We start from the raw sequence: 25,538 nt of genomic DNA on the forward strand, positions 1-25,538 counted from the left end.
CGACAAATGACGGATTATGGTGGACGATTCGCGTTTTGGGTGATCGTGCTTTAATGAATCTATTTATAACTCCCAGCCATGAGCTAGCTGAGAGTGAGGTTGGTATGCTCATTAGGTATCATTAGGCTATCAAAGCCTAACCAGGGTACGTAATAAGGCTAGTGAGCGTAGCATTAGCTAGTTTTTAAGCGACCATCCCTGAGACAACGGTTTTAGCTGGTACGTTTGGGCATCTACCCAAACCGGTTCATCAGCTGATATTGATTTCAATTTGGGGGTAACTACTAGCAGAAACTGGGTCGACTGATCACCAACAACAGTCACAACTTCGCGCTGAGATTCCAGTTCCGGCTCGTCAATTCGGATTATGTATTGACCGGGAGGCAACTGACCGAACGTAAACTGTCCATACTGGTTGGTAACGGTTCGTCGGCACCCGTTCCGAATTAATACACGGACAAAGGCGGCAGGCTGATGATCGGGCTTAAGCAATTGCCCCTGAATGTCGCCGGGTAAATCGATTTGTGCCCACGCCGGATTAATCAGGCTAATTAATAAAATTAACTCTAGTACATATTTCATTAACAGATCGTTAGGGTAGTTGCAGGACCTGCAACTACCGGTCAATTTACACGACTCAATCTGATTACTTTACATCCACTACGTAGGTTGCACATCGCCAGACCGACTGGTACGTTTTGCCATTTTGTTCACCAGTTTGTTTTTCGGTTTTTGACGCTTCAATCCAGTAGCGACCCGGCCAAAGGGGGGTAAATTCGGCTATACCATTGGCTTTGGTCTGGATTTCCCGGATCCAGCCACTAGGTGAAGAAACCGTTACATGAAGTTTTTCGGATGGTTTTTCCTTAAAATAGCCCGCCAGTGAAATTGTCTGTCCAACTTTAGGAGTCTTGTCTGCCTGGGTCAGGGCTACGTTCAGTTCGTTTGGCGTGGCTTGGGATGCCGTGCTGACCTTACCCACACTTACGGTAGCGGTAGCATTAAATTGATATTTGGTTGTGCCACCCAGTTCCTTAGCAACATGGCCTACCGCTAGGGTATAAACACCATCCTGCTCGGGGGTAAATTCGGCGATAAAATGGTCCTGAACTGAGGTGACGGGGAGTTTGGTTTTCTGCCCATCGGGACTAATAAGCCACAGGTCAAACTGGCTGACATCCGAATACCAATCAGCTACTTTTTCGGGCGTTTCGCCGGGTTCGGCGTAGAGAATGGTAACTGTTTGTTTCTGACTCTTTTTACCAATTGAGTTGGTTTGTATCCATAACGCATGAGCATATACGTCTGTGAAATTAAGAAGTGAAATTAGCAGAATAAGCAAGCTGAATCGGTTCATGACAGGGCAGTTTAAATAGACGATTAATTAGATTGGATGTACTGGTGTGGTATCAGTTAAGGATAAAGCGTATCAAGCATTGCCTAACTGCCCAACTTTCTCCGTTACCAGTACTGAACTTGGCTGAGCAGGCTTTTTCTGCTCGATCTTCCACAGAATTGCCCCGCTACATATCGATAGAGAAAGAAAAAGCACATCGATAAACAGGATGTCATAAGCGCCATGGGTAAAGGTGTTCCAAAACCAGTTACCGCGAAGGACACCATCAGCTAGCGGCAGTAGAAAACAGGTTACCACGGATAAGAATAGCGATTGCCGATTCACCAGGGCGAGATCTTTCCGAACCAGGAAATAAACGCCCAGAGCGAGCCATGAATAAAAGTACCAATGATAGAGGGTCGATTGTCCCGGTTTATTAAGAAACAGTAGGGCAGTCATCGTGAACGCCGTAACTGGCAACAGGCTTAAGCTGGAAGAGATATACACATTAGCCGTCCAGAAATTGAATGTCCGTTTACGGGCGGGTATATTCTTGTTGTCCCTGGCTACCAGCCAGATCATTACCCCTGAGTTAATGACGATACAGCCTAGAATCCCCAACACAAAATAGATTACGCGCAGAGGTCTGCCCCCAAAATCACCAAAATGCAGGTGTAAAATAAGTCCTCGGACTGTGTGTATATACGAAGACGTTGACAGTGGAGTCCGTTCCGAAAGGATCTTCTGATCGCGTATCCGGTAAATCAGTTCTCCCTGTCCAGTAAGCTGGGCATCCGTATGGGGCTTTCCCTGGATCACTACGTGCATGTTTTCATCCCCGTAGTTTCGGATGGCGATCAAACTGATATCGCTTTGTTGCCATTTCTGTTCGGTGTGCGTAACCAGTTGATTAATATCGAATTTGGTGGTCAATGCCTTATTCGCATATGCAAATTCCGATTTTACGCCGTACCCCAGATCCTGATAAATTTTTTCTTCATCGCCCTTGTAAAATAACTTCGTGTAGGGAATAATGAGGAAGGAATTAAAGATCAGGATCACGCCCGTAACCGCGAACACGAGTTGATACGGAAAACCGATCACCCCCAGAACCGTATGCAGATCGGTCCATAGCGTTTTGCGTTTACTCCAGGGTCGGAACGTAAAGAAATTCGATACGATCTTGTCCCAGTGCAGCAGCAGCCCCGTGATCAAGGCGAATAGAAAGATAAACGAGACAATACCGGCCAGCAGGTAGCCAAAAGGTACGCCAATGCTAAAAGGGAAAACCTGGTTTACCTGCGCTAAAAAATGCAACCGGTACAAAAATTCACCGATGGTATAGCTGGATGCGTAATCAGCTTCCTGCTGTTTGCTGAAATCATAGGTAAAGAACGCCGAATCATCATCTCCGCCCCGGCCTCTGCCCCGCCCGCGTTTGCCTTCCGGTTTCTTTTTCGGCTTCTTCAGTTTTTGTACGATCGGATCGTGCGAGGCCGTCATGGACACGTATACGCCCGACTGATGCCGTTGCATCGTCAAATCAAAATCGCGCCCTTTTAGGTTATGATGTTTAGCGAGTGAATCAAGGATGTAGTTGAAATCCTTTTTTACTCCCGCTTTGTGGCTCAGATAGGACTCATTTTTTTGCCACGAGGCCAGGTCGTCCTTAAAGAACGAGAACGAACCGGCAAAGAACATGACATACAAAATCGCGCAGATAATGATGCCACTGACCGTATGCGTGTTGAAATAGATATTGTATTTCCTGTTATCCATAATTGGAACCGATTCTAACTAAAGTAAATGCCTGAACAGACTCCTATTACTAGTGCATAAATGGCCCAGGTTTTCCAGGCTTGCGGGATCAGGAAAGCAACCAATAAAAGCGTTGCCCAAAGCAGATAACCTGTTATGAACGAGGTTACCATGATGTATTCTTTAGGGAATACACGGGTCAGGGCTACGTGAAAACTGATGGTTACTAAATAGCCGCCCAGTGAACCCGCCAGGATTTTAGACAATTTTATCCAGGGCGATTTTGTTAGGTATTTTTTATTGGCTGGCATAGCTAAAGGATTATTTCTAGGATCACACAACTAACATAGATCGCGGCAACACTCGGTACACGGAGGTAATTGAACGGCTCGATAACCACCGAAAGGCAACCAACGGCCATCAGTCCCACAACAAAGCCAAACAGACCGCTCGCCAAACCCCATTGCATGACGAAGCCCACGCAGGCAATCAGCGCCAAGGCCGCTCCGATAAGACGCGTTTGCGATTTATTCGTTTGCGCGTAGGCCCATAAACCGCCTATGGGCTGACGTTTGGGAGCCGTAATTTGCCACAGGTAAAAGGCGACAAACTGGATGAAGTACAAGGTGGTAATCATAAGCAATTAGGCATGATTTGCCCGATGTGTTGTATAAACTGTAGAACCGGAAGAACACAGCGCCTTCCGGTTCTACAGCATTGGGTATCTTATTTCAGGTTTTGTACGGCGGTAACGGATCCACCCTCCACTTTCAGACCGCGGGTAGCGGTTTGCGTGCTGGCATCAATTTTATAGATGTAGCTGGTGCCATCCGTTAAGTTGACGCCGATATAGCCCGTTTTACCATCTTTAGGAGAATAGTTGGTTTTGGTCAGGTTGGAGATGCTGGCTACGTCGGGCATGCCTGTAACGGCTTTGTAGGTTTTATCCACTACGTTTACGATACCTACTCGCTTTCCAGCCGGGAATCCAGACGTTTTTTCCGCCTTTGCCGCAGCGTTTACGACATACGTATTGTTGCCTAGATACAGCCACGACGTAATGTTCATTCCACCGCTGGCGGCTTCCACGTCGAAAAAATAGCTTTGGTCAAACTCGGTAGTCCCTGAAGTGATTTTTAAGATTGCCGAGGGTTTGGTGGTAGAAATCGTTCCGCCGGTGGTAGCAGCCGCCGGAGAATAGCCATAGATATCCCCATTTTCCTGAACGGAAAGGCCGTCTGTGAAATACGCACCAATAAAACTAGTCCGCTTATCGGTGATCACCTTGTCAAGTTTCATGTCGGCGTAGTTATAAATCGCAATGGAAGCTTGATTGGGATAAGCGGTGTTGAAGCTCCGATCGTTGATCGTTTGATAGGGAGCAAATAGCTTCGTACCCACTTGTTTGATCCAGGTGAAATGAGCCAGTTCGCCCAGCCCGGTCACATCGAGGGTATTCACAGTTCCTTCCGAAGAGATGGTCAGGCTGTTCGTATTGACCTTATACCAGCTAGAGGTAGGTGCAGTCAGGCTTCGTGAAATTTTAAACAGCAACAGATCATCGTTAACTGGCGCAAAAGCCTGTACGGTTTCGGTCTGAAAATTGGTCAGTTTGGTCAGCTTGCCATTCTGGATGTTGTAGGCAGTAACGGCACCGGGGTTGCCCTGACCGTACAGCATACTGAAGAATTTTCCGTTGTGGGTTACGTAATAGCGGTATGTGCCATCCTGCTCAACCCCGTTACCTGCCGTTGAAATGGTGCCTGTATCCAGATTTTGAGCTGTTAGCAGATAATCAGCCACACCTGTAGAAGCGGCCGGACTAACCGCCAATATAAAATTACCTGGGTTATCGAGTGCAGGGTCATTCTTGTCACTACACGATGCTATAATTCCCGCAGCAACAGCTAGCGCGAGAGTCGATTTAAATTTCATAGAGATTATATGTTAAACGAATTGAAGAAATAGCGAAGGTTAATGTAGAAGCCGCGACCGGGCTTTTGTAAGCTGAAGTTGTCGTACAGGCGATTATCGGTGATGTTGCGAACTTCCAGTCCGATATTGTACTTACCATTTTTCAGGCTATAGACCGCATTCAGGTCATGACTAACCTGCTGGGGAATACTCAGTTTATCACCCCCGCGGCTGGGCCAGTACAACCAGAATTTGTGCACATACAGCATATTGTAGCCGATGTTCAGCACGCTTCCCTTTTGTCCGAGATCCCGAAGCGTTACCGAGGCATCTGCGTTACCGAAGAAATACGGGATATTGGGCATTTGATCCTTGTAAACTGGACTCAGGACAAGGTTGCCATTGCTGTCAAACACATACTGTTGTCGATTCTCCAGCTTCTGATACGTGAGGGTTGCTCCAGCCGATACGAATTTTTTGTAAGAGTATCTGACCTCACCTTCACCGCCAAGGGTAAACACGCCGTCGAGGTTATCCAGCACCAAAGAGGATTGATTCTGATTGAATCGGGAATAGATGTAATTATCGGAATAGCGGTAAATAGCGTTTGCATTAATCAGAAAACGGTGGACATCTTTAGCCGTAAAACTGTAGTTGAACCCCACGTTTATGTTCTGACTTTGCTCGGGTTTTAGGGAAAGATTACCCTGCACTAATTCCACATCCCCAAACAGTTCGTTGGCTTCAGGTAACCGATTGGCCTGCTCGTAAGATGCTTTCAACTGCAAACCGGGTGTCGGGAAATAACTGGCAGCTACTCCAAAGCCAAGTTTATTGAAAGAAGGCTGTCCGGGCGTATTCTGGTATAAATATTTCCCGAAGATAGAGGTGATCCATTTATCTTTTTCATCGTAGGTATAGCCGACACCCAATACATTTTTAGCCAGTCGGGGTCGTACATCGCCCTGCGTGAAACTTTCGTTAAATGCATCCGTACCTTTTCGGTAAAACGTACTGAATACGTTACTCACCGCAATGGCTTGCCGATCCGATAGTTTGTAGTTGGCCGTAGCCGTGACAAGTCCATTGTTGTTGCCGTATTTCGACAGACTGCGGCCGCGACCTTCTCCATTCGGATTCGGTTTTGAATTCCCGTACCAGTCAAATCGTGCCGACAGCGTATCGATGTTCTGTTCTTTGCCCAGGTTATAATTCGCGTTCAGCGTCACATCGAGACCTTTGATAAGGTCTGTTTTGCGGTACTTTAGTGTAGGCATCACAATGTTGCCCCGTCTGTGCCAGCCACCGAAAACCGCCACCATGCGAGCGCCCGTTTGCAACTCCTTATAATTTTTCCCCAGCGTGATACCGAAGAGCAATTGGTCCGCGAATTTTTTGCCCACCACACCCACACTGGCAATAACCGTTTCGTTGTGGTAGGTGTCGTGAAAACGCCTGACTACGGCATTCGGCGTATATGCCCCGGTATAGATATCGGCGGCATCAACCGTTACTTTGTAGTTGTTATTCGAATAATTCTGGAAGGCATTTAGCCGCACGGTAAAGCCACTCTTGCTCGTAACAGCCGCGTTTACTACGCTACGATGTGTGTTGAATGAGCCAAAGGAATACGAAGCATCCACATAATTCCGAAACCTGTCGCCGGTAACAATGTTGATCGCCCCGCCCAACGCATCTGAACCCAGCCAGATCGGAACAACCCCTTTATAGACTTCAACCCGTTCAGCAATATTGATCGGAATGTTATTGATCTGAAACGACGAACCAAAATTGTCCATTGGTACTCCGTCAATAAAATAACGGATACGACTGCCAGAAAAACCGTTTAGAGAAAGATTGAAATTGGAGCCGACACCTCCTGATTCGCGAACCCGTACACCAGAAACCCGGTCCAGAGCGCTACTAAGATCAAGCGTAGAATTGTAGAGTTGCTTGGCATCAATGGCCGTAACATTGAACGATTGCCGGTTCACCTCCTGGACTTCGGTACGACCGACTATCGTTACCACATCTAAATCATTGGATTCTGGCTTAAGATTGACGTCCAGCCGCGTCGGCTTACCATCTTGTAGGTAAACCACCTGGCTAATTTTCTGATAGCCAACAAACGAGATGACAACCGTGTGTTTTCCAGCGCTTATGTTATCTAGCCGGTATGTTCCCTCTGAACTAGCGAACGTTCCCCGGCTTCGGCCGGCCAGACTAACCGAGGCTCCCGGTAGTGCCTGACCCTCAGCGTTCCGAATAGTTCCTATTAGACTGCCGCCCGTTTGTTGGGCCCAGCTACAAAATGTAAGAAGACATAGAAGTCCTACATGCAGAATTTTGTTAATTTGCATTTGCTTTATGATGTTACCCCATTGTACAGCACCTGTCTAGCGACAGGCCGAGCCGGATGGTTGCAGCCCTCCGGCTCTTTCTATTTATACAGACCGCTTAAAGCTGCCCCAAGGCTTTCTTTAAACTGGTCAACTCTTGATCTGTAGTTGCAGCTACAGGCCAAGATTTTATAAACAGTGGCACAAAACTAAGTCATTATTTATATTCATTCCAAATAGCATTAATGCCTTTTTAATATTGCTTCTAAAAGTGCAATAGATTATTCTTATTGATATATAAAAATGCATTGGTCTTTTTGAGCTACCTCTTTTCGGTATCTCGCTACCTAGCGGTGGTCTTATCTTATCTAAAGATTTTTCCACATACTGGACACACCTCTTTTCGTCATTAAGAAATTAAAGGTGTTGTGTCTGAAAGGCGCATTACTAAACCGGCATTCGATTCCCTACTCAGCTGGCAGTTAACATTTTAAAGCGCTTCTTTTTCGGAAACAACCTTCTTTAACCAAGGCTGTATGTATTCAATTGGGTGGATAGGTATCAAATCCATACACTTTATGAATCGATTCGTCTAAGCTAATTGTCGAGCCAAAAATTTACATCCATTATTTAGAATAATTATAAATAGTGTCTACTTTTGCCGAGTGTTATGCCCAAGTTGGTTGGGTAAGTTAAGCATCAGGTAGTCTAAAAGACGTTAGAAATATCCAATGGATCAGGTAAGTTACCCTCTATTTTGCAGCGTTTATGGCCAGATTACCTATTGCTGTTACAGTGCCGAATACAGCATTGATTTTGGCGCATTGCAGATTTGGGTTTGTCAGGAGCGGTTAAGACAATTCGCCTGTCGGATTAATCAACTGGTACAAGTCAAAAGCCCGCTTCACCAATCACCATTCTCTCACACAGTTGACATTTGTCCACCCAACTGCGACGGCGAAGCCTTTCGGTTCGCCGTCGACGAATTGATAGATCTACAAACACTGCTCAATGGAGCATTAGTGATGATTGATTTTTACCAGTTTCTAGATGCAAATCTGTTTCGGATCGAGACTAGCTCATAATGAACGATGAAAACGCTCCGATTTAGAACCAACATTGACTGCATGGGCAGATTTCAACAGGCTGTTTGCGGTTTAGCTTGTCTGCATGGTCGGTATTGCCAACTTAACGTTGATCTACTGGAAGCAACTCATTTGCTGACGCTTACTAGCGATTCACTGACGACCAACGAAGTAATCGACGCGCTTCAGCGGGAAGGAATTAGCTGCCAGCAGGTAAGTGAAGAGTAAGTCTTATTCGTCGTCAATTAGAATGAATACCTCATGAATGAATTAATCTATAAAATAAGTTTGGGGTTACTGGTGATCGCCATGAATGGCATCCGATTCTATTTTCAGCAACGCTATAAAACGACTCATGCTCATAGAATACCTGAACGTGAACCTATTCGGGAACGGGTACTAGTGGGGATCGTAACCCTTTCGCTAGCTCCTCCAGGGCTGCTTTGGCTCTTTACCGATTGGCTCTCATTTGGGCAACTATCCCTGCCTGATGGAGTGAGAGTGGTAGGGTTTCTGATAGGTGCTTATGCCATGTGGCTTTTTTATAGAGTTCATAGGCAACTAGGTGATAACTGGAGCCTGTGCTGGAAATCCGACCTCAGCATCAACTCGTAGTATCGGGGCTTTACCGCTACGTACGCCATCCGATGTATGCCGACATGCTACTCTGGGTCGTTTCCTTCGGACTGCTCACGGCCAACTGGTTCTACAGCCTCACGATGTCTGTCGGTATGACCATTCTGTTTGTAGTGCGCATTCCGGATGAGGAAAAACTCATGATCGACCAGTTTGGCGACCAGTATCGGCACTATATGAAAACCACTAAACGACTTATTCCTTACCTGTTTTAGGGCAGTTCAACGAATAAGCAAGTCTAAGGAAGCCATTATACTCCTCAGCTTAGGATTTTAGTATTCTGAAATTTAGCATGGTACGATTGATTGGCAAATTGGTTAAATGGATCGGTATCGTACTGCTTACGTTATTGGCAGGTAGTAGTTTGTTTGAGTACTATACCCGTTGGAAACTTGAGCAGACTTTGCTGGATGGTAAAACGTTCGTCGAAATCGATGGGCACCTTGTTCACTACGTCCAAAAAGGGCAGGGACCATGCACCGTCGTGTTTGTCTGCGGGCTGGGAAGCGATCATACCATGTGGCAACCGATTCAGGATAGCGTCGCCAAACAGGCCGTAACGATCTCCTACGACTGTAGTGGTTTATTTCTAAGTGAAGCTAGTCAGCGCCCTATTACGAACGAGACCGTTTCGACCGAACTGGCCCAGCTTCTGGAAAAAACGGCCTGTCCCAAGCCCTACATCATGATTGCCCATTCGATGGGGGGCATTTATATGAGACCCTTTATTCAGCAGCACCGTGACGATATTAGCGGCATCGTGCTAGCCGAATCCGCTCATCCGTTGCAACTGAAAAAAGCCTCGCCTGAGCTGTTGAAAACCTTGGGAGCTCCTCCACGCTGGCTGGTCAAATTGCTGGTAAACACAGGTATTTACCGTATTCTATTTACGTTCGTTCCGCTGTCAAACGAGTTACCAATCGATCAATGGTTTAATCGGAATGCCCGCGATTATTTTTACCGATCGGTTAATACCCTTTTTGATGAGGTCGCCAATGATGACCGGAATTTTGCCGATGCTGAGCAATACACGTCTTTCGGAACAATCCCACTAACAGTAATTACGGGAACTTCGTCGATACGAACCCAGGGATTTCCGCGAAAAGAAGGACAAGAATACCGACAAATCGTGGCCACTCTCCACCGCGATCTATTAAACCTATCCACGAACAGTCGGTTGGTAAAAGCCAGCCAAAGTGGCCATATGATTCAGGCAGAACAACCCGATCTGGTCACGGCCGAGATTCAGGCGCTGATCAACCTCTTGCCAAACCCTCAGTAATATGCATTTGACGAAAATATACGTATTGTTTATCCTAATTTTTGGAGTAATTCAAGTTGATCGAACGGTTGTGGCTCAAGTCCACCCGTTAGCAGTGACCTCCCATTCCCTGAAAGGAACCGTCATCGACTCGTTAACCCAAAGGCCCATTGAGTATGCGACGGTTAGTGTCCAGGATAGCGCGCAAAAGACCCTCGCTATTACCTATACCAACAGCGAGGGGGTATTCACCCTACCCATTGCACAGGCGGGAAATTATGTTTTGTTCGCATCGTTTGTTGGCTATGGGACCAGGCGGATTCCCTGTATCGTCCAGCCGTCAGTAACGAGTCAGGAATTACGCCCAATCTTTTTGGCTGCCGATGTACAGGTTCTGGAAAGCATCACGGTGCGGGGGCAACGCCAACTGGTAGAACAGAAGCCAGGCATGTTGGTTTATCATGCCGAGGACGACGTGACTAATCTGGGTGGAACGGCTGCCGATGTGCTGCGGAAAGCCCCTGTTCTGAGCGTTGATGCGGACGGGAATGTACGGATGCGGGGAAGTCAAAATCTGAAAATTCTAATCAATGGCCGTTATTCCGGGCAGATGGCCCGTAACCCCGCCGACGCGCTGAACATGATTCCCTCTGACATCATCAAATCGGTTGAAGTAATCACCAGCCCTTCATCCCGCTACGAAGCCGAAGGGGCCGCTGGAGTAATCAATATCATTACCAAGAAAAGCCTGTCGCAGCTTAGTGGTGCAATGGAAGCCGGTTTTAGTAATCTGGAAGCTGTATTTAATCCACGGGTGGCCTTCTCGACAGGGAAATGGGACATCAACGCCTATGCGCACCTGCACCGTTCTCGCGTAAAAACGGAAAGTAATCTTACTCGCCAATCAATCGACGGTACGTATCAGCTAAATCAGCAATTGATTATGAATAATGCCCGGCCACACGGTTCGGGAGACGTGTCGGCTAATTACGAAGCTGACTCCAGCCAGGTAATTAGTATGTCGGCGGCCTGGTGGTTTGGCAATTGGCCCGCCAGCAGCAACCAGCAATACCAGATTCAGCAGGGCACTCAGCAACAGGCGTTTCTTCAGCAAACCCAGACCCAAGGGGCTCCCAATGAAGGACTGGAGGTAAGTCTGAGTTACCTGAAGCGACTCCGCAAACCCGAACAGTCGTTTTTTATCATTGGCCAGTACAACAATAATTTCCGGGATGATTTTAATTACTACGCCCGCCAAGTCGATCTGGAAAACAGGCTCTTGTATCAGGAGCAGAATAACAATCACATGCATACCAACGAGTGGACGTTTCAGACCGATTACGCCCACCCACTTGCCCGAGACGGCAAAAAAATATTGGAAATTGGTCTGAAAACGGTGTTGCGGGACGTAACGAGTGGCTATACTACCCTGATCAGTTCATCCACCGATCCGGCTCAGCTTCAAATCAGTGCGGCCCGGACGAATGTGTTCGATTATAGCCAGAATGTGTTGGCTGCCTACGCACAAGCCAAATGGACAGCCTCGGGAGGCTGGTTTGCCCAGGCCGGTATACGACTGGAAGAAACCTATCTGAATGGCCATTTTCAAACTACACTGTTACCATTTACTAATCAGTTTACCAACTGGGTACCGAGTGCAACACTGGTCAAAAAATGGCGAGATAGTAATAGCTTGACGTTGAGTTATACGCAACGGATTTCACGTCCGTCGATCATTGACCTAAATCCCAATATAGACGCCCGTGATGCCCGTAATCTGGTGACAGGGAATCACGATCTTCGTCCGGAAGTCATGCATCAGGGGGAGCTTTCCTATAGCCTGTCGGCCCCTTCAGGCTTATTTCTGAATACAACTCTGTTTGGTAAGCAAACGGCTAACTCCATTGAAGATGTGATCCAAGTTAATACGTCAGGCGTGTCAACGACCACCAAACAGAATGTGGCTGCCAACAAGCAGTACGGCATGAATGTATCTACTTCGTTTTCGCTCTTACCTGACTGGAGCCTGGGCAGCAATGCCCGCTTAAGCTATCTCAATTTTCAGAGTCGTTATCTGGGAATACAAAGTGAAGGCTGGAGCGCAGGGATTAACGTAAATACTACGTATAAACTGGCTGGGCATTACACATTACAAGCTTTTGGTGATTACGATTCGCGGGCGATAACCTTGCAGGGTTACCAAACAAGTTGGCTGTATTATAGTTTGGCCGTGAAAAAAGAGTTTCCGAAAACCAAGGTCACGATTGGATTCTCGGCTGTCAATCCGTTTCAGGCGTTTGCCAGCCGCAGTGATGTAATAATCGCTTCCAGTTTTGAATCCACAACGGCCAATCGCTATTATAACCGAGCCTTTAAAGTCACCCTAAACTGGAAATTCGGAGAGGCTGGCAACCAGCGCAGTCGCCGGGGTGTCGACAACGACGATGTGAAGAGCAGTGGTGAGCGATAGAGCTGTTAAGGCAAATAAGAAATCATCGATAGGAAAAACGTTAACCGTCCACTTATTATAATATGAACAACGTAGAACTATTTGAGAATGAACGGGCAACTGGCTACAATCAGTTTGTAGAAATCTGGATACCGAATTATCATTATTTCTTATACTGCTTGCCCAAGCTATTGAGCGAAACGACCGCTAAAGATTTGCTGGTAGTCGGCTGTGGAACAGGCAAGAAATTGAACGATTTATCCACGTGCCTAAGGATTGGGACATAACCGGAATAGACCCTTCGCCTGATATGATTAAACAGGCACGGGAAAAACTACGAGATTACAAGAACGTAACCCTGATTGAAGGGCTATTGACTGATCTTGACCCGGCAAGAAAATATGGAGCCGCTACCCTCTTACTAGTTCTCCATTTTCTTGATGATCAGGGTGCCAAACTGAACTTGCTCAAAGCCATTTCCCAACGATTAGCACCGGGTGCGCCCTTTGTCATGCTGGATATTACTAGCGATAAGGTCCACATTAAACAAAATTTAGGCATCCTAATACTAATTTGAAATGTCTATGACGTATTTCTGATATAGGGGTAAGCCGCCAATTCAATGACGCGCTCTGGCTCTGCAAAGTAGGTCTGTAAAACTAGCTCAACACAAGTCTGGGCTTGGTCGAGCGTCTCAAAAACCCGACTCTTCAACTGCCGACGCACTTCTTCAAAGAAACGTTCTACTGGATTTAATTCTGGACAGGCTGTGGGTAGATGGGCCAGCATCAGTTGAGTATCGGCCACCAAGGAGGCTTGGTGAGCAGTGGCTCGATCAACAACTAGCAGCGTCGGGTGGCTCAGTTCCTGATTTAACTGTTGGCTAAATAAGCGGAAACAGGCTTTATTGAGGGCGGGTAGAAACATGGCGAAAACGTATCCAGTTAAGGGAGCTAAAGCCACAAACAGGTGAACAAAAGAATAGCCAATGTGAATGGGAGCTAGCGGGCGATGCCCTTGTGGCCCCCATTTACGACCCAGCTCAGTACGGGTGCCCACGCGCATTTCATCTTCAAATAAAATGGGCTTGTTGTGCATACGGATGGGCTAATTGGCTAAAGTTTTTTTGAACGTTTGCAGGGCAGCGGGATCTTGTCGCCGATTAACGGGACGGCCTGTTTTCGCTTTGATTTTCAAGCGTTGGCAGAGTTTACAAAGGCCACTCAGGGTATAGTCAATGGCCCATCGTTGCTGGATGTAGCCTTGAATCTGTTCTAGGGTTTGGGCTTCATCGAGTCGCAGCCAGTTCTGAAGTTGACTAAGTTGGTAAGCGGATAGTTTACCAAAGCCAGGCTGGTAAGTTGGCTCAACGAGCGCAGTAAGTCCACTTTGGCAGTAAGTCTGCCACAAGCGTTGGCTTTGCCGAAGGGCCAGCCCAATGGCTTCGCCCGCTTGTCGTTGATTCGCTGCCTTTCCTTCTTTAAGCAGGCGCAGGAAACGGATTCGATCTCGATTTCGAGCGAGTTTTTGGCGAGCTTCAGCTAGACGTAATTCGTCAACCGATTGGGTGATGTGGCTACTATAATCCATGTGTGAATATACGTCATAGACATTTCAAATTAGTATAAGATTGCTTTTGCCAGATGGCTTGGACGATGAGCAAGTAACGAATCGCCTAAATCGGATAGAGCATGAACTTTATCCGGTTTCCGAGACAAGATTGGCAGAATTATGTGTTGAAGCAGGATTTGAAGCTCCCCTGCGCTTTTTTCAAACATCCATCTACATGGGTTGGCTGACTAAAAAGCAATAACTAAACGAATAAGAAACAGTGACTATCCAACTTTGGGATCTTGGCTTTGAACTTATAGATGTACTGTACAACAGGATGGACCTGCTACGTTTGACTGGACAGTAAGTTAAACTTCATCTACCTTAGTGAACTGGCTCAGCTACTTTTAACTGGAAACAAAATTAAGCATGCTCTTACTGTCCAGAAAAAGCTAACAATTAGTTTATATTATTGGAAATTACAGCCTCGGACTATCTCTACAGCCATTCAAAGAAAAAAGCAAGAAAACAATGTATACGTTGGAATTAGTTAAAAAATGGCTCGAGGGATTTAATGACTGTGTGGATTCGCTCCAGCACCACAATGTCATAACAACAGACACCCTGAAAAAATATGGTAACACGATTTCTGTTACCAATACCGCAGTTACGAAAGTTGAGTTCGACCTACTCGTACAGAGCCTTCGTGGTTCCGCACCAGTTAACCCGCCTTTTGGCACCATTCGCACCATTGAGGTTAAACAAAATGTCAGCGGGATCGGGGATACAGAGTTGGAACTTGATTGGCACACAGATGGGAATTTGCTTCCAGTTCCACCACAGTTTTTTCTGCTGTATTTCAAGCAGATTGACCAGGCAGGGGGTGGCATCAGTTGGTTTTATCCAATTCATCAGTTGTTGGTAGACCTACCCTGGTGGGTAATCGAGGCTCTTACGATTAGCCACATAAGGCTTGCGCGTGATGAATGGGAATGGGTAGGGCCGCTCTTAGGGTTTGATGAAAAGGGTATTTGTTTTCGTTGGCGTTGGGATAAAGAACTACAGCCAGAAGTTGTTGACAGTCGTGGTCTAAAAGCCAGGCAAGCCCTTGACTATTTGGCTGTTACCTTAGCTAAAAAGAAACCTATAGCGTATAGAGCTCAACAGAATGATCTTGTCCTTGTACCCAACCGCCTGTTTTTACACGGACGAAGTCAATTGGCAGCTAAATCGAGTCGATGCGTGTACAGGGGATGGATTGAATGAGTGTACCACAATGGCAACTGGATAAACTGAATTAACTTGACAATTAGTAAGCATTTCGGCATACTACAGCTTTTTGTTTGTCATGATTCCGAAGCCTACAGCCATAAACTGCTGCCATTGACTAGAAAATAAAATATAGATCGTTAAACGTGTTTTCCGGGAAAAGGAAGAAAGTCTACATAACCTAGTTTAGGATTATCTTAGTCTTTCACAGGATGACTACGTGTTTTTAGCCTTGAAACAGTCATAGGGATACAGATTTTAATTTAGATTTAGTCTAGAAAGTCAATTCGTTTGGAAATTTAATGCCATTTTTGGAATTGGTTGACGTCAAATGGTATGAAGAAAGCGGTCTCAATAGCTCTGTTTGTCCTGTTTCTTTACCACACACTGGCTTATGTGCTGGTGTGTGTAGGACTCTGGTGGCAGGCCGAGACCGATTTATCGAAACGACTTTTAGTCTACCGGGCAACCGATAGTCTGATTGAGTTTCAGATTCCACTAGTCAACAAGTCTGATGTGCATACGATGGCTCGGACAACATCCGATGGTTTCCGGTATCACGGACATTTCTATGATGTGGTCAGTCTGGAAATTCGGGGCGATACCTTGTTCATGGCTGGTTTAGAGATCAAACGAAAGCAACGAAGCTCGTTCTGGCAAAGTGATTTGCTGGCTTTTCTGAATGATCATATCAAAGGCGCGACGGATTCTCACCGCAAGAATAATCAACTCCTTAAACTGCTGCTTAAAGAATTCTCGCCTAGTCCACGATTAACTTTTTGTTTTCGTTCTTCCAACTGGCGCGACGTCATTCGTATTCCCGAAGGGTTGTCAGTCTTCTCCTCCCGTTCGCTACCCATCCATTCACCCCCGCCCGAAGTCTGAGCGCACGTTTTGCTGGTAGCTGCATAGCACGCTTTTAAAAGCAGGTCGCTATGGCTATGTGCCTTTTCGCTGAAAAAGGCAACTGGTAACCTATTCCCCTATGGCTAACCAATAAATTTTATCCTCATGCGTCAAATTCATGACTTAGCCGAAATTGCGCGGCTTTTCTTTAGAATGGGGTGCATTGCCTTCGGCGGACCAGCGGCTCACATTGCCTTAATGGAGGTCGAAGTGGTTCGAAAACGAAACTGGATCAGTCACGCCCATTTCCTCGATCTGATCGGGGCTACGAACCTGATCCCCGGCCCTAATTCGACCGAAATGGCCATGCACTGTGGTCAGGAGCGAGCGGGCTGGAAAGGACTAGTAGTGGCAGGAGTCTGTTTTATTTTCCCGTCCGTCGTTATCACATCCGGCTTTGCCTGGCTTTATCAGCTCTATGGCAACCTGCCGCAGGTACAGCCTTTTCTGTATGGGATAAATGCCGCTGTTGTTGCCCTGATCGTATCGGCCCTCATTCCGCTAGCGAAAAAAGCGGTCAAAAGCACCGAATTAGCTATGCTTGGCGTCGCAACCATCGTCGCCTGCCTGTCCGGTGTCAATGAGTTGGCCGCTCTGTTTGGGTGTGGATTTGTCGGGGTGCTCCTCTATCTGGTCAAAACCTATGGCCGCAATCGGACGAACCTTTTTTCGGGCGTTCTGATGCAAATACTGGCGATGACGGCATCGGAAATGAACCTAGCCATCTTTCGGGTCTTTTTCAAAGTTGGCTGTTTACTGTATGGAAGTGGGTATGTGCTATTTGCCTTTCTGGATGCCGAACTGGTACAAACGCATGTTCTGTCACGTACGGTACTGACCGATGCGATTGCCGTGGGGCAGTTTACGCCCGGCCCCGTACTGTCTTCAGCCACCTTCATTGGCTGGCAGTTGAATAGTCTGAGCGGTGCACTAACGGCTACGGTTGGTGTGTTTTTACCCTCGTTCCTATTCGTAGCACTGCTGAATCCACTGCTGCCCAGACTCCGAAAGTCGAAGCTGATGTCGGCCTTTCTGGATGCGGTCAATGTAGCGTCTGTGGCCGTCATCGTGGTTGTTTGCCTACGCATGGGCCAAATTGCGATTGTCGATTGGCGAACAGGGCTCATTTTGGCCCTGAGTTTGGTGTTTGTACTTCGATTTAAGTCGGTCAATGCCATGTGGATCGTGGTGGGTAGTTCCTTACTCGGGTATCTGCTCACGCTAGTGTAACGCTCCATGAGTAGCCAATGGGGACTCGGGCATGTCGCATGGCCTGTAGGAGACTATTGGCTCTATTTTTCAACAATTCTTTCCGTGAATGTTTCAATGAAATCAGCTATATATTTCTGCTTACTCGTCGGCTTTATCCCCTGTACGACGATGGCACAAACGGTCCTTTCAGGAACCGTGACCGATAAATCGAGTGGAAGGCCACTGGCCAGGGCTACCATCCAGCTCGTCGACTTAAAACGCAGTACCCTGACCGATGAGAAAGGGGGGTACCAGTTGGATAATCTACCTCAACAGCGATTTGTGATCCGGCTCTCCCACGTTGGGTATACGACCGTAACCGACTCGGTTGATCTGGCCCAAAACGCGGTTCGTAACTATGCACTCGAACCAGCCAGTCGTACGCTGGAGGAGGTGCTGGTGATGGGGAATGCACAGGATGGCTACCGATTCGAACAGGCGCAGACGGGCCCCTTAGGCAATATTCCACTAAAGGATACGCCTTATTCGGTCAACGTTACGTCGGGTGATTTGATCGAGAATCGGAGTGCGCACACGCTGGCCGATGCGCTTCAAACGAATCCCACCGTGGCACTGCTGGCCTCATCGAATGCCTATTCGTCGCTCTCTCGGATGATGATCCGGGGCTTTACGGCTGCCGATCAAAGTGAGCTTCGGGATGGCATGACGGATCGTAGTTTTACGTTTCCCCATTTAGAAAATGTCGCCCGTATCGAAGTGTTAAATGGGCTCTCCAGTTTTCTTTACGGGTTTTCCTCGATTGGCGGCACCATCAACTATGTCAGCAAACAACCCACGGCCACGCCTTTGGCCTCACTTGCGTTAGGCTCGTATGGAAACGGAACGAAGTATATCCATGCTGATCTGGGTGGCTATACGATGGCAAACGATCGACTGGGCTACCGGGTCAATGCCTACCGAGAGGAAGGACCAACCTATATTCAGGGCGGTCAGCAACGAAGAACATTGTTCTCCGGCGTTTTCGATTATCGACTCTGGGCTAATACCCACCTAAAGCTCGATATAACCCAGCAGGACTACCTGGTGCAGGGGCTTCAAACTTATTTCCTTCCCCTTTCAACTGCGACGGAACTACCAGCGGCCTTTGATCCCAGCAAACAGTATGGACAGCCCTGGACCTATAATGAGTCCCAAAAAACGCAGCTTGGGATTGGCCTTGAATCGAAACTCAATTCGGTTTTTAGTCTACGAACGGCTTTTCGGTACAATGATATGTGGCGAAAGTATTCCTATGTAGCGGCTAAACTCACCAGCAATGAGGGGAACACATACCAGGAAATCTACTGGGATTCCCCACGCCAGTATCAGGCTACCCATTCCGGCTATGCCTATCTGGACGCTAATCTGAAAACGGGCTCCGTACAGCATGCCCTGACAGCGGGTTATTCCGTGGCCCAGTATTTCTACCAACGAGGAGTCGATATTAATGTCTTACTCGGTACATCGACCGTCGATGCGCCTAGTTCGTTTACCGTACCGGCTTACGCGACGACGCAAACGACCTATCAGGGGCAGGTGCTTAGCAACATTCAGCTTAGCGACCGAATTAGTTTTAGTCCATCCTGGCAGGCCTTGATCGGGCTCAATTATTCATCGATTCAGCAGACGGCCGGGGGAGTAGCCACCAGTATCAGCACCAGCAACTATTCCCAATCTCAGGTTACCCCCAGTGCATCGCTCGTCTTTAAACCCATCTCGGCCGTGTCGATTTACGGCTCCTACATGCAGGGGTTAGCCGCCGGTGGATTCGCTCCCGCTACGGCCACGAATGCTAATCAGCAACTAGCTCCTAGTATGAGCGACCAATACGAAGTGGGTGCCAAAGCAACCATCGGTGCACTGGATCTGACGACGGCCTTGTTTCGGATCAACAAGATCAATGAATATACGGATCCAACCGACCAGGTCTATAAGCAGGATGGCCGTCAGGTACATCAGGGGATCGAGCTGACGGCAACGGGTAAACTGACCCAGCGACTGACCCTGATTGGCGGATTTACATTTCTGAAAGCTCGGATGCAGAAGGCAGCGAACAACACGGCCATCGAGGGTAAGATTCCGATCAATGTACCTCAGCAGCAGGTCCGACTTTATCTGGAATATGCAATTCCTGGCCTAACGGGGCTGACCTGGACGGCGGCAGTTAATTATTTTGGAAAACGACCGACCAACGCGCTCAACACCCTGTTTCTACCCGACGTGACGACGATCGATACAGGTCTTCGCTATCAACTTGCCATCAAAGAGCATAAACTAGGTCTTCACCTCAATATCGGCAATCTGCTCAATAAAGCGTACTGGGCCAATTACCGCGATGGCGATGGGTTGCAACTGGGATCACCCCGCATGACTTCGTTCGGAATAAAATATACCCTCTAAGCTCGTGGCTACTATTCTGGATTTTATGGTGTCAGGTTTTGAACCTGACACCATAAAAAAAATCGCTAAAATGAACCAACAAAAACAAGTTCGTCGAGAAAATGGACGGGTACTAGCCACTCGACAGGTCTATAAAAAGCTAACGAAACGGAGGATGTACTGGCTCGTGCTAGCCTTACTGGCAGTCGTTAGTTTACTGTTTATTGATATTCTAACGGGGCCAGCCTGGCTAACGCCCAAAGAGGTATTCGCGGGACTATTTCAGCCTACGGCGGTACCCGCCAACACGCAGATAATTGTGCGGCTCATGCGGCTGCCGATTGCCTTGATGGCCGTTGTCGTGGGGGCTTCCTTAGGTGTCGCCGGGGCCGAAATGCAAACCATTCTGAACAATCCACTGGCCAGCCCCTATACGCTGGGCGTATCCTCGGCAGCCTCGTTTGGGGCCGCTTTAGCCATTGTACTGGGAAGAGGGATAGGCCCGGTCAGTGAGCTATGGCTCGTACCGACCAATGCCTTTGTGTTCGCCATCCTGTCGTCCTTGTTGATCAATCTCATTGCCAAAACCCGCTATGGAGCAGTCCATACCATCATTCTAACGGGAGTAGCGTTCAGTTTCCTCTTTACCTCCCTGCTTTCGTTTCTGCAATACGTAGCCCATGAAAATGAACTACAGGCCATTGTGTTCTGGATGTTTGGCAGTCTTCAGGGAGCTACCTGGAATCAGATCGCCATCGTGAGCCTGGTGTTGCTGCTGACTCTACCACTATTGATTCGGAATGCTTGGCGATTAACCGCCTTAAAATTGGGCGATGGCAAGGTGAAAAGTATGGGGATTAACGTCGAGCAGCTTCGGTTAAACGTGCTCATTCTGATCGCCGTTCTCACAGCGGTGTCCGTCTGCTTTGTGGGCTCGATCGGGTTTGTGGGACTAGTGGCTCCGCATCTGGCCCGTTGGCTAGTGGGTGACGATCAACGGTTTTTGCTGCCCGGCTCTGCACTTCTGGGCGCTATTATGCTTTCCGTGTCGTCTATTGCTAGCAAACTGTTGATTCCAGGGGCTATTTTCCCGGTTGGCATCACGACCTCGATTATTGGCATCCCGTTTCTGCTCGTAATTATTCTTTCGGCCAAACGACCTTATTCTTGATGCTCCAGCTAACGAATGTATCCTATCAGTATACCCATCGTTTTGTCCTACAAGGGGTTTCACTACAGTTTGGCGCGGGTATAACGGCGATCATCGGCCCAAATGGAGCGGGTAAATCAACGCTGATTAAATGCCTGGCCGGGGTATTGACGCCGAGTGGCCAGATTCAGGTCAATGGGCGGCAAGTGGGGGCTGCCTATCCGGAATTCTATACGGAGGTGATTAGTTATTTGCCCCAAGCGGTGGCGACCGATGCCGCCATCACCGTTTTTGAAATGGTGCTCCTGGGCCTGTTAAATTCCCTGTCGCTGTACGTGAGTGATGAGCAGATTGAACACGTTTATACAACACTGGACGAACTGGGAATCGGTGAGCTAGCCTCGGCCTATATCCATGAACTCAGCGGAGGTCAGCAGCAATTAGTGGCGATTGCTCAGGCTCTGGTGAAAGAACCGGCTATTCTCTTACTTGATGAGCCCCTCAACAGCCTGGATATTCAGCATCAGTTTGAGATGCTCAACCTGATTCGGTCCGTTACCGATCAAAAAGGATTAACCACACTGATCGCGCTGCATGATCTGAATCTGGCGATGCGCTATGCTGACCAAGTTGTGGTGCTCCATCAGGGCCATGTCTACGCCTATGGAGCACCCGAAGACGTGATTACGCCCAGCATGATTCAAGCGGTTTATGGCGTTGACGCTCAGGTTGACGCTAACCAGGATGGCACACTTTTTGTCAATTTGAAAGGGCTGTTACCCGCCAGCCCTAACCAACCGTAAATGCATTATGACTCTTTTACAGCGTAATTTTTGTTCGATTACGGCCGTCCAATTGGCCGAAAATCTATTTGCGACGACGCCCGTCATGCACCGGTTTCTGCTGATTGAATATAATTACGCCTGGGAGGAGAAAGTCCTGGAAACCAGTACGATTATCCCGGATGAAGTCAAGGCTTTTTTAGATACCGGCGTGGAGAACGGTGATTTTTCCAGAATTTTCCTGGTTAAAAATGGGCAGAGCAATCGGGATTCCATTCACCTATTTCTGGTTAACAATCGACCGGAAGATCCATTTGCTAAACAACTCTGTATCAATAACTATCAGGACTTGTTAGCGATTGATTTTCGGCAGGAATTTGCTAATGAAACGGATCGTTTACCCGAGCCGATGTATCTGGTTTGTACGCACGGGAAGGTCGATATGTGCTGTTCTAAGTTCGGTCTGCCCATCTATAAACGATTGATCGAACTGGGAGCCGATGTCTGGCAATGTACGCATGTCACCGGCGACCGGTTTGCGCCCAATGTGGTTCAGGTTCCTTCCGGTCATTATTACGGCCATCTTCAGTTAGATGAGATCGAGCCGTTTTACGACACGCTGCAAAGCAATCAGCTTTACTTTACGAAGTATCGCGGCCAAAGCTGGTATTCGAAACCCCAGCAGGCGGCTGACTATTTTCTACGCAAGCACCTGGCTGATTTTCAAGTCGATAGTTTAACGCTCGTCAAAAGCGAGGTGCTCTCAGATGATAGCCAGAAGTTTATCTTCAGCCACCGGGATCGTCAGGCAGACTACGCACTCGTAATCCAGTACACGCTTTCCGAGCCCGTATATGTTATGAATTGTAAAGCGACTGAGAAGAAACCCGTTGACCTATTCAACCTGCTCTCGCTGACGAAGTTAACGCAACTGCCTAGTGAAGAGAAACCATCCAGGTACCACTATACGCAATTGGCATAAATCGGCGATAAAACTCGCGTAGATTCTGTTCCGGAGTCAGATCGGCGAATGCTTGTGGATAGATATCTTTAGCCAGTGCCTGAACAGCGGCAAAACAGGAAATAATGGCCGTGTTATGGAAAACGCTATAAACCCGTTTGGTTTTTACCGCTTTCAGATTCGCCCAGCCCGGACGCTGGGTATACCTTTGGAGCAACGCTTCCGATTCGGCTGGTGTGGCATAATAACCTAATCGCATGGACCCTGCTGTCGTCGTCCAGTTTTGACCCGTAATCACAATTATATCGGGATTGACGGTCAACACGTATTCGGGGTTGATAGGCTCCTGTTTGGCGACGACCCCATCGGCAATATTTTTAACGCGGAGTTGGTGCAAGACCATGCCCCAGGAGGTATATACTTTAGGATTCCCGATACTGCCGTACGTAGCGCCAAATTTGGTTGGCCCAGTGACGCCCTGCTCGAGATAGACCGACGGAACAGGCTCCTTAATAGTTTTGAGTCGAGTCACCACCTTATTCAATTGGTCGTTTACGTAGCTGACGATTTCATTCGCTTTTTGCTCTTTCCCTAGTAGCTTCCCTAATAACCCAATACCTTTCTGTGAACCAGTTAATGGATCATTGGAGCCATCCAAGTAAACAACGGGTAAGCCAGACGCTTCCAGTTTGGCGACGTATTTATACCCTCGTTCGATTAGAAATTTATCGGCAATGACTAGATCAGGGGCCAACGTAATAAGCTGCTCAACGCTAAGGGCATCGGTATAGACACTGCCGGTTAGCGGTAAATTTTTCAGCGAAGGGTATTTCTGGGTAAACTTCTCGAAGGCTTCTTCATCATCCGTTTTCAGATCGGGTCCCCAGGCAATTACTTTTTGTGGCAGTTCATCCCCTAATAGGGGTGCTAGTTCATAAATATCCTTACTCCGCAAAAGAATGATCCGCTCAATCTTCTTTTTCAGCGTAACCCTATGCCCCGCTAAATCGGTAATTGTCTGCTGATCCGATCCATCAACGACATTCTGTCCGGCTGGTTGCTGATGCGTGTAAAAATAGAAGCCTGCAACACCCAGTAAGGCCACTACGATAAGAAGAACGATTCGATTTTTAAACATATTGATCTAGTGAAATGCGCTCTATTTGCTTAGGAAAGGGTGCATACGTCGACGGTCAGGTAAAGTTATGCGGTCTTTAGTCGAAATCAACGTATGGGTTTCGTTAGGCTATATCTCTGGTTAATTTGTAACAGACGAACCCGTCGATTTCTGCACCTTACCTATAATTCTCTTCGGATATCGCGAGGCAATGTGCCAAATCGGTCTTTAAACGCCTTACTAAAATGCTGCTGATTTTTATAACCGGTTAGCAGGGAGATTTCGCCGATGGATTGATTCGTTCGTTGAAGTAGTTCCTTTGCCTTCTGCATACGTAGCTCATGCACATGGCCAAAAATGGTTTGATTAAATAGTTGCTTATAACCCTTTTTTAGTTTGTCGATATTGAGGCCGAACTCAGAAGCTAGTTCAGGAAGCGAATAGGTAAGTTCGCCTGTTGTTTGGATCAATTCGTTTAGTTGATACAACTTTTGTTTATCATCTGGGTGCAGTTTTACGGAATGCGATTCCTCTTCATTGAACTGTTTTACCTGTAATAAAAACAGTTCCTGAACTTTGGTTTCCAAATACAGCTGTCGAAGCGGATCAGGAAACTGACAGGACAGGATCGCCTGAATGATCTGATGCATTTCGGACGTAATCGGCCTGCTTTCCTTGCCCAGCAGGGTGGCATTACCTGCTTCCATCCTTCGGTAAAATTCGGCGATTAACGAAACCTCATCATTCAACAATTTGGACAAATAGGTAGGATGGAAGTTGACTTCGAACGTTATGTAATTGGCGCAACGCTCATGGAGTAAGAAATCTTTTTGGTGAGTAGGTAAATAAAACAGATTATGTTGATTCCGCTGAATCTGTAGTACATAGGCATTACTGCCCAGCGTGGCAGACTCATAGCCGGTGAGGCCAAAATGCATTTGTAGAAGGGGCTGATCGACCATGACATTGAGACCCAGCTGATAAGGGAGACTGGCCATAGAATGCACAATTTGCATATCAGGAAGATCGATCATTTTAAATTTCCCACGCATACCAAGCCCCTCCGTCTGGTAATGACGGATGCGGAGCCCCCCAGCCTGGTAATCGTCAAGGCAGTGCTCACCAATAACCTCAAGCAAGTCGGCTTCATCCAGAATAATTCGTTGTTTCACGACATTGATTGTTTCGTTTTCAGTAGCCCAATAAGAGCTGGGTTAAACTAATTTTAAGCGCAACACATCTAAAGATCTTACACCCTTTCAAAACGCTTTCCAGTTTACACGTAATGTTGTCCATTTCTTAGCTATTTACTGCTTCCTGAGTTGGGTGATAATTTTTGTTGATAAAATCATGGATCAACGATAGAGAGCCTCGTCGCGAGTAAAATCTCTTCC

At 47.4% G+C, this 25,538-nt stretch carries 26 protein-coding genes; 15 read left to right on the plus strand and 11 right to left on the minus strand.

All coding sequences use genetic code 11. The features are described from left to right. Positions 1-177: 177 nt before the first annotated feature. From GO755_RS28170 to GO755_RS28200, 7 genes are all read right to left on the minus strand, one after another. On the minus strand, positions 178-582 hold the full coding sequence (locus GO755_RS28170; RefSeq protein WP_157588653.1) for a carboxypeptidase-like regulatory domain-containing protein: 405 nt from the start codon (positions 580-582) through the stop codon (positions 178-180). A gap of 64 nt (positions 583-646) precedes the next feature. After that, positions 647-1,357 (minus strand): DUF4198 domain-containing protein, encoded by a 711-nt coding sequence (locus GO755_RS28175; protein WP_157588654.1) that lies wholly within the window; start codon positions 1,355-1,357, stop codon positions 647-649. 72 nt (positions 1,358-1,429) lie between these two features. Next, positions 1,430-3,115, minus strand: coding sequence for a PepSY-associated TM helix domain-containing protein (locus tag GO755_RS28180; protein ID WP_157588655.1), 1,686 nt, complete (start codon positions 3,113-3,115; stop codon positions 1,430-1,432). A 14-nt stretch (positions 3,116-3,129) separates the two neighbouring features. Then, positions 3,130-3,405 carry a hypothetical protein gene (locus GO755_RS28185; RefSeq protein ID WP_157588656.1) on the minus strand — a complete coding sequence of 92 codons (276 nt, stop codon included), beginning with the start codon at positions 3,403-3,405 and terminating at the stop codon, positions 3,130-3,132. Between the two features lie 2 nt (positions 3,406-3,407). Next, positions 3,408-3,731 (minus strand): hypothetical protein, encoded by a 324-nt coding sequence (locus tag GO755_RS28190; RefSeq protein ID WP_157588657.1) that lies wholly within the window; start codon positions 3,729-3,731, stop codon positions 3,408-3,410. A gap of 89 nt (positions 3,732-3,820) precedes the next feature. Then, a complete protein-coding gene (locus GO755_RS28195; protein WP_157588658.1) occupies positions 3,821-5,029 on the minus strand; it encodes a DUF4374 domain-containing protein in 1,209 nt (402 codons plus the stop codon). Positions 5,030-5,034: 5 nt separating this feature from the next. Then, positions 5,035-7,368: a TonB-dependent receptor gene (locus GO755_RS28200; protein ID WP_157588659.1), complete on the minus strand. Its 2,334-nt coding sequence runs from the start codon at positions 7,366-7,368 to the stop codon at positions 5,035-5,037. 710 nt (positions 7,369-8,078) lie between these two features. On the opposite strand from GO755_RS28200, the gene GO755_RS28205 reads away from it, so the two are divergent. The 8 genes from GO755_RS28205 (at position 8,079) to GO755_RS28240 (ending at position 13,355) form a co-directional block, all read left to right on the plus strand. Continuing rightward, positions 8,079-8,432 (plus strand): hypothetical protein, encoded by a 354-nt coding sequence (locus GO755_RS28205; protein WP_157588660.1) that lies wholly within the window; start codon positions 8,079-8,081, stop codon positions 8,430-8,432. Positions 8,433-8,438: 6 nt separating this feature from the next. Next, a complete protein-coding gene (locus tag GO755_RS28210; RefSeq protein WP_157588661.1) occupies positions 8,439-8,660 on the plus strand; it encodes a hypothetical protein in 222 nt (73 codons plus the stop codon). Positions 8,661-8,693: 33 nt separating this feature from the next. Continuing rightward, positions 8,694-9,047, plus strand: coding sequence for a hypothetical protein (locus GO755_RS28215; protein WP_157588662.1), 354 nt, complete (start codon positions 8,694-8,696; stop codon positions 9,045-9,047). Continuing rightward, positions 9,014-9,283: an isoprenylcysteine carboxylmethyltransferase family protein gene (locus GO755_RS28220; RefSeq protein ID WP_198174960.1), complete on the plus strand. Its 270-nt coding sequence runs from the start codon at positions 9,014-9,016 to the stop codon at positions 9,281-9,283. Before GO755_RS28215 ends, GO755_RS28220 begins: the two co-directional genes overlap by 34 nt. Positions 9,284-9,360: 77 nt before the next feature. Then, positions 9,361-10,350 carry an alpha/beta fold hydrolase gene (locus GO755_RS28225; protein ID WP_157588664.1) on the plus strand — a complete coding sequence of 330 codons (990 nt, stop codon included), beginning with the start codon at positions 9,361-9,363 and terminating at the stop codon, positions 10,348-10,350. A gap of 94 nt (positions 10,351-10,444) precedes the next feature. Continuing rightward, positions 10,445-12,799 carry an outer membrane beta-barrel protein gene (locus tag GO755_RS28230; RefSeq protein ID WP_198174961.1) on the plus strand — a complete coding sequence of 785 codons (2,355 nt, stop codon included), beginning with the start codon at positions 10,445-10,447 and terminating at the stop codon, positions 12,797-12,799. 62 nt (positions 12,800-12,861) lie between these two features. Further along, entirely contained in the window at positions 12,862-13,065 is a 204-nt protein-coding gene (locus GO755_RS28235) for a hypothetical protein (RefSeq protein ID WP_157588666.1), read from the plus strand. A gap of 23 nt (positions 13,066-13,088) precedes the next feature. Next, the gene (locus GO755_RS28240) at positions 13,089-13,355 is read left to right on the plus strand and encodes a class I SAM-dependent methyltransferase (RefSeq protein ID WP_157588667.1); all 267 of its coding nucleotides are present in this window, start codon (positions 13,089-13,091) and stop codon (positions 13,353-13,355) included. A 5-nt stretch (positions 13,356-13,360) separates the two neighbouring features. Here GO755_RS28240 and GO755_RS28245 read toward each other — a convergent pair whose 3' ends face one another. Both GO755_RS28245 and GO755_RS28250 read right to left on the minus strand, forming a co-directional pair. Continuing rightward, positions 13,361-13,876 carry a transposase gene (locus GO755_RS28245; protein WP_157588668.1) on the minus strand — a complete coding sequence of 172 codons (516 nt, stop codon included), beginning with the start codon at positions 13,874-13,876 and terminating at the stop codon, positions 13,361-13,363. 9 nt (positions 13,877-13,885) lie between these two features. Further along, entirely contained in the window at positions 13,886-14,368 is a 483-nt protein-coding gene (locus GO755_RS28250) for a helix-turn-helix domain-containing protein (protein ID WP_157588669.1), read from the minus strand. Positions 14,369-14,869: 501 nt separating this feature from the next. Here GO755_RS28250 and GO755_RS28255 point away from each other — a divergent pair. From GO755_RS28255 to GO755_RS28285, 7 genes are all read left to right on the plus strand, one after another. Next, the gene (locus tag GO755_RS28255; RefSeq protein ID WP_157588670.1) at positions 14,870-15,595 is read left to right on the plus strand and encodes a Fe(II)-2OG oxygenase family protein; all 726 of its coding nucleotides are present in this window, start codon (positions 14,870-14,872) and stop codon (positions 15,593-15,595) included. Positions 15,596-15,934: 339 nt separating this feature from the next. Beyond that, positions 15,935-16,483 (plus strand): hypothetical protein, encoded by a 549-nt coding sequence (locus tag GO755_RS28260; protein ID WP_157588671.1) that lies wholly within the window; start codon positions 15,935-15,937, stop codon positions 16,481-16,483. Between the two features lie 126 nt (positions 16,484-16,609). Beyond that, the gene (chrA, locus tag GO755_RS28265; protein WP_157588672.1) at positions 16,610-17,734 is read left to right on the plus strand and encodes a chromate efflux transporter; all 1,125 of its coding nucleotides are present in this window, start codon (positions 16,610-16,612) and stop codon (positions 17,732-17,734) included. 150 nt (positions 17,735-17,884) lie between these two features. Then, a complete protein-coding gene (locus GO755_RS28270; RefSeq protein WP_198174963.1) occupies positions 17,885-20,155 on the plus strand; it encodes a TonB-dependent receptor in 2,271 nt (756 codons plus the stop codon). 70 nt (positions 20,156-20,225) lie between these two features. Then, a complete protein-coding gene (locus GO755_RS28275) occupies positions 20,226-21,305 on the plus strand; it encodes a FecCD family ABC transporter permease (RefSeq protein WP_157588674.1) in 1,080 nt (359 codons plus the stop codon). Next, entirely contained in the window at positions 21,305-22,087 is a 783-nt protein-coding gene (locus tag GO755_RS28280; RefSeq protein WP_157588675.1) for an ABC transporter ATP-binding protein, read from the plus strand. The genes GO755_RS28275 and GO755_RS28280 overlap by 1 nt, the downstream gene beginning before the upstream one ends. 7 nt (positions 22,088-22,094) lie before the next feature. Continuing rightward, a complete protein-coding gene (locus tag GO755_RS28285; protein WP_157588676.1) occupies positions 22,095-23,048 on the plus strand; it encodes a sucrase ferredoxin in 954 nt (317 codons plus the stop codon). Here the strand turns inward: GO755_RS28285 and GO755_RS28290 are convergent. Then, positions 23,002-24,165 (minus strand): ABC transporter substrate-binding protein, encoded by a 1,164-nt coding sequence (locus GO755_RS28290; RefSeq protein WP_157588677.1) that lies wholly within the window; start codon positions 24,163-24,165, stop codon positions 23,002-23,004. The genes GO755_RS28285 and GO755_RS28290 overlap by 47 nt on opposite strands. 161 nt (positions 24,166-24,326) lie before the next feature. Beyond that, positions 24,327-25,316: a helix-turn-helix transcriptional regulator gene (locus GO755_RS42055; RefSeq protein ID WP_157588678.1), complete on the minus strand. Its 990-nt coding sequence runs from the start codon at positions 25,314-25,316 to the stop codon at positions 24,327-24,329. Between the last annotated feature and the right edge of the window lie 222 nt (positions 25,317-25,538).

Source organism: Spirosoma arboris, from assembly GCF_009754945.1.
In the GTDB taxonomy this organism is placed as follows: Bacteria; Bacteroidota; Bacteroidia; order Cytophagales; family Spirosomataceae; genus Spirosoma; species Spirosoma arboris.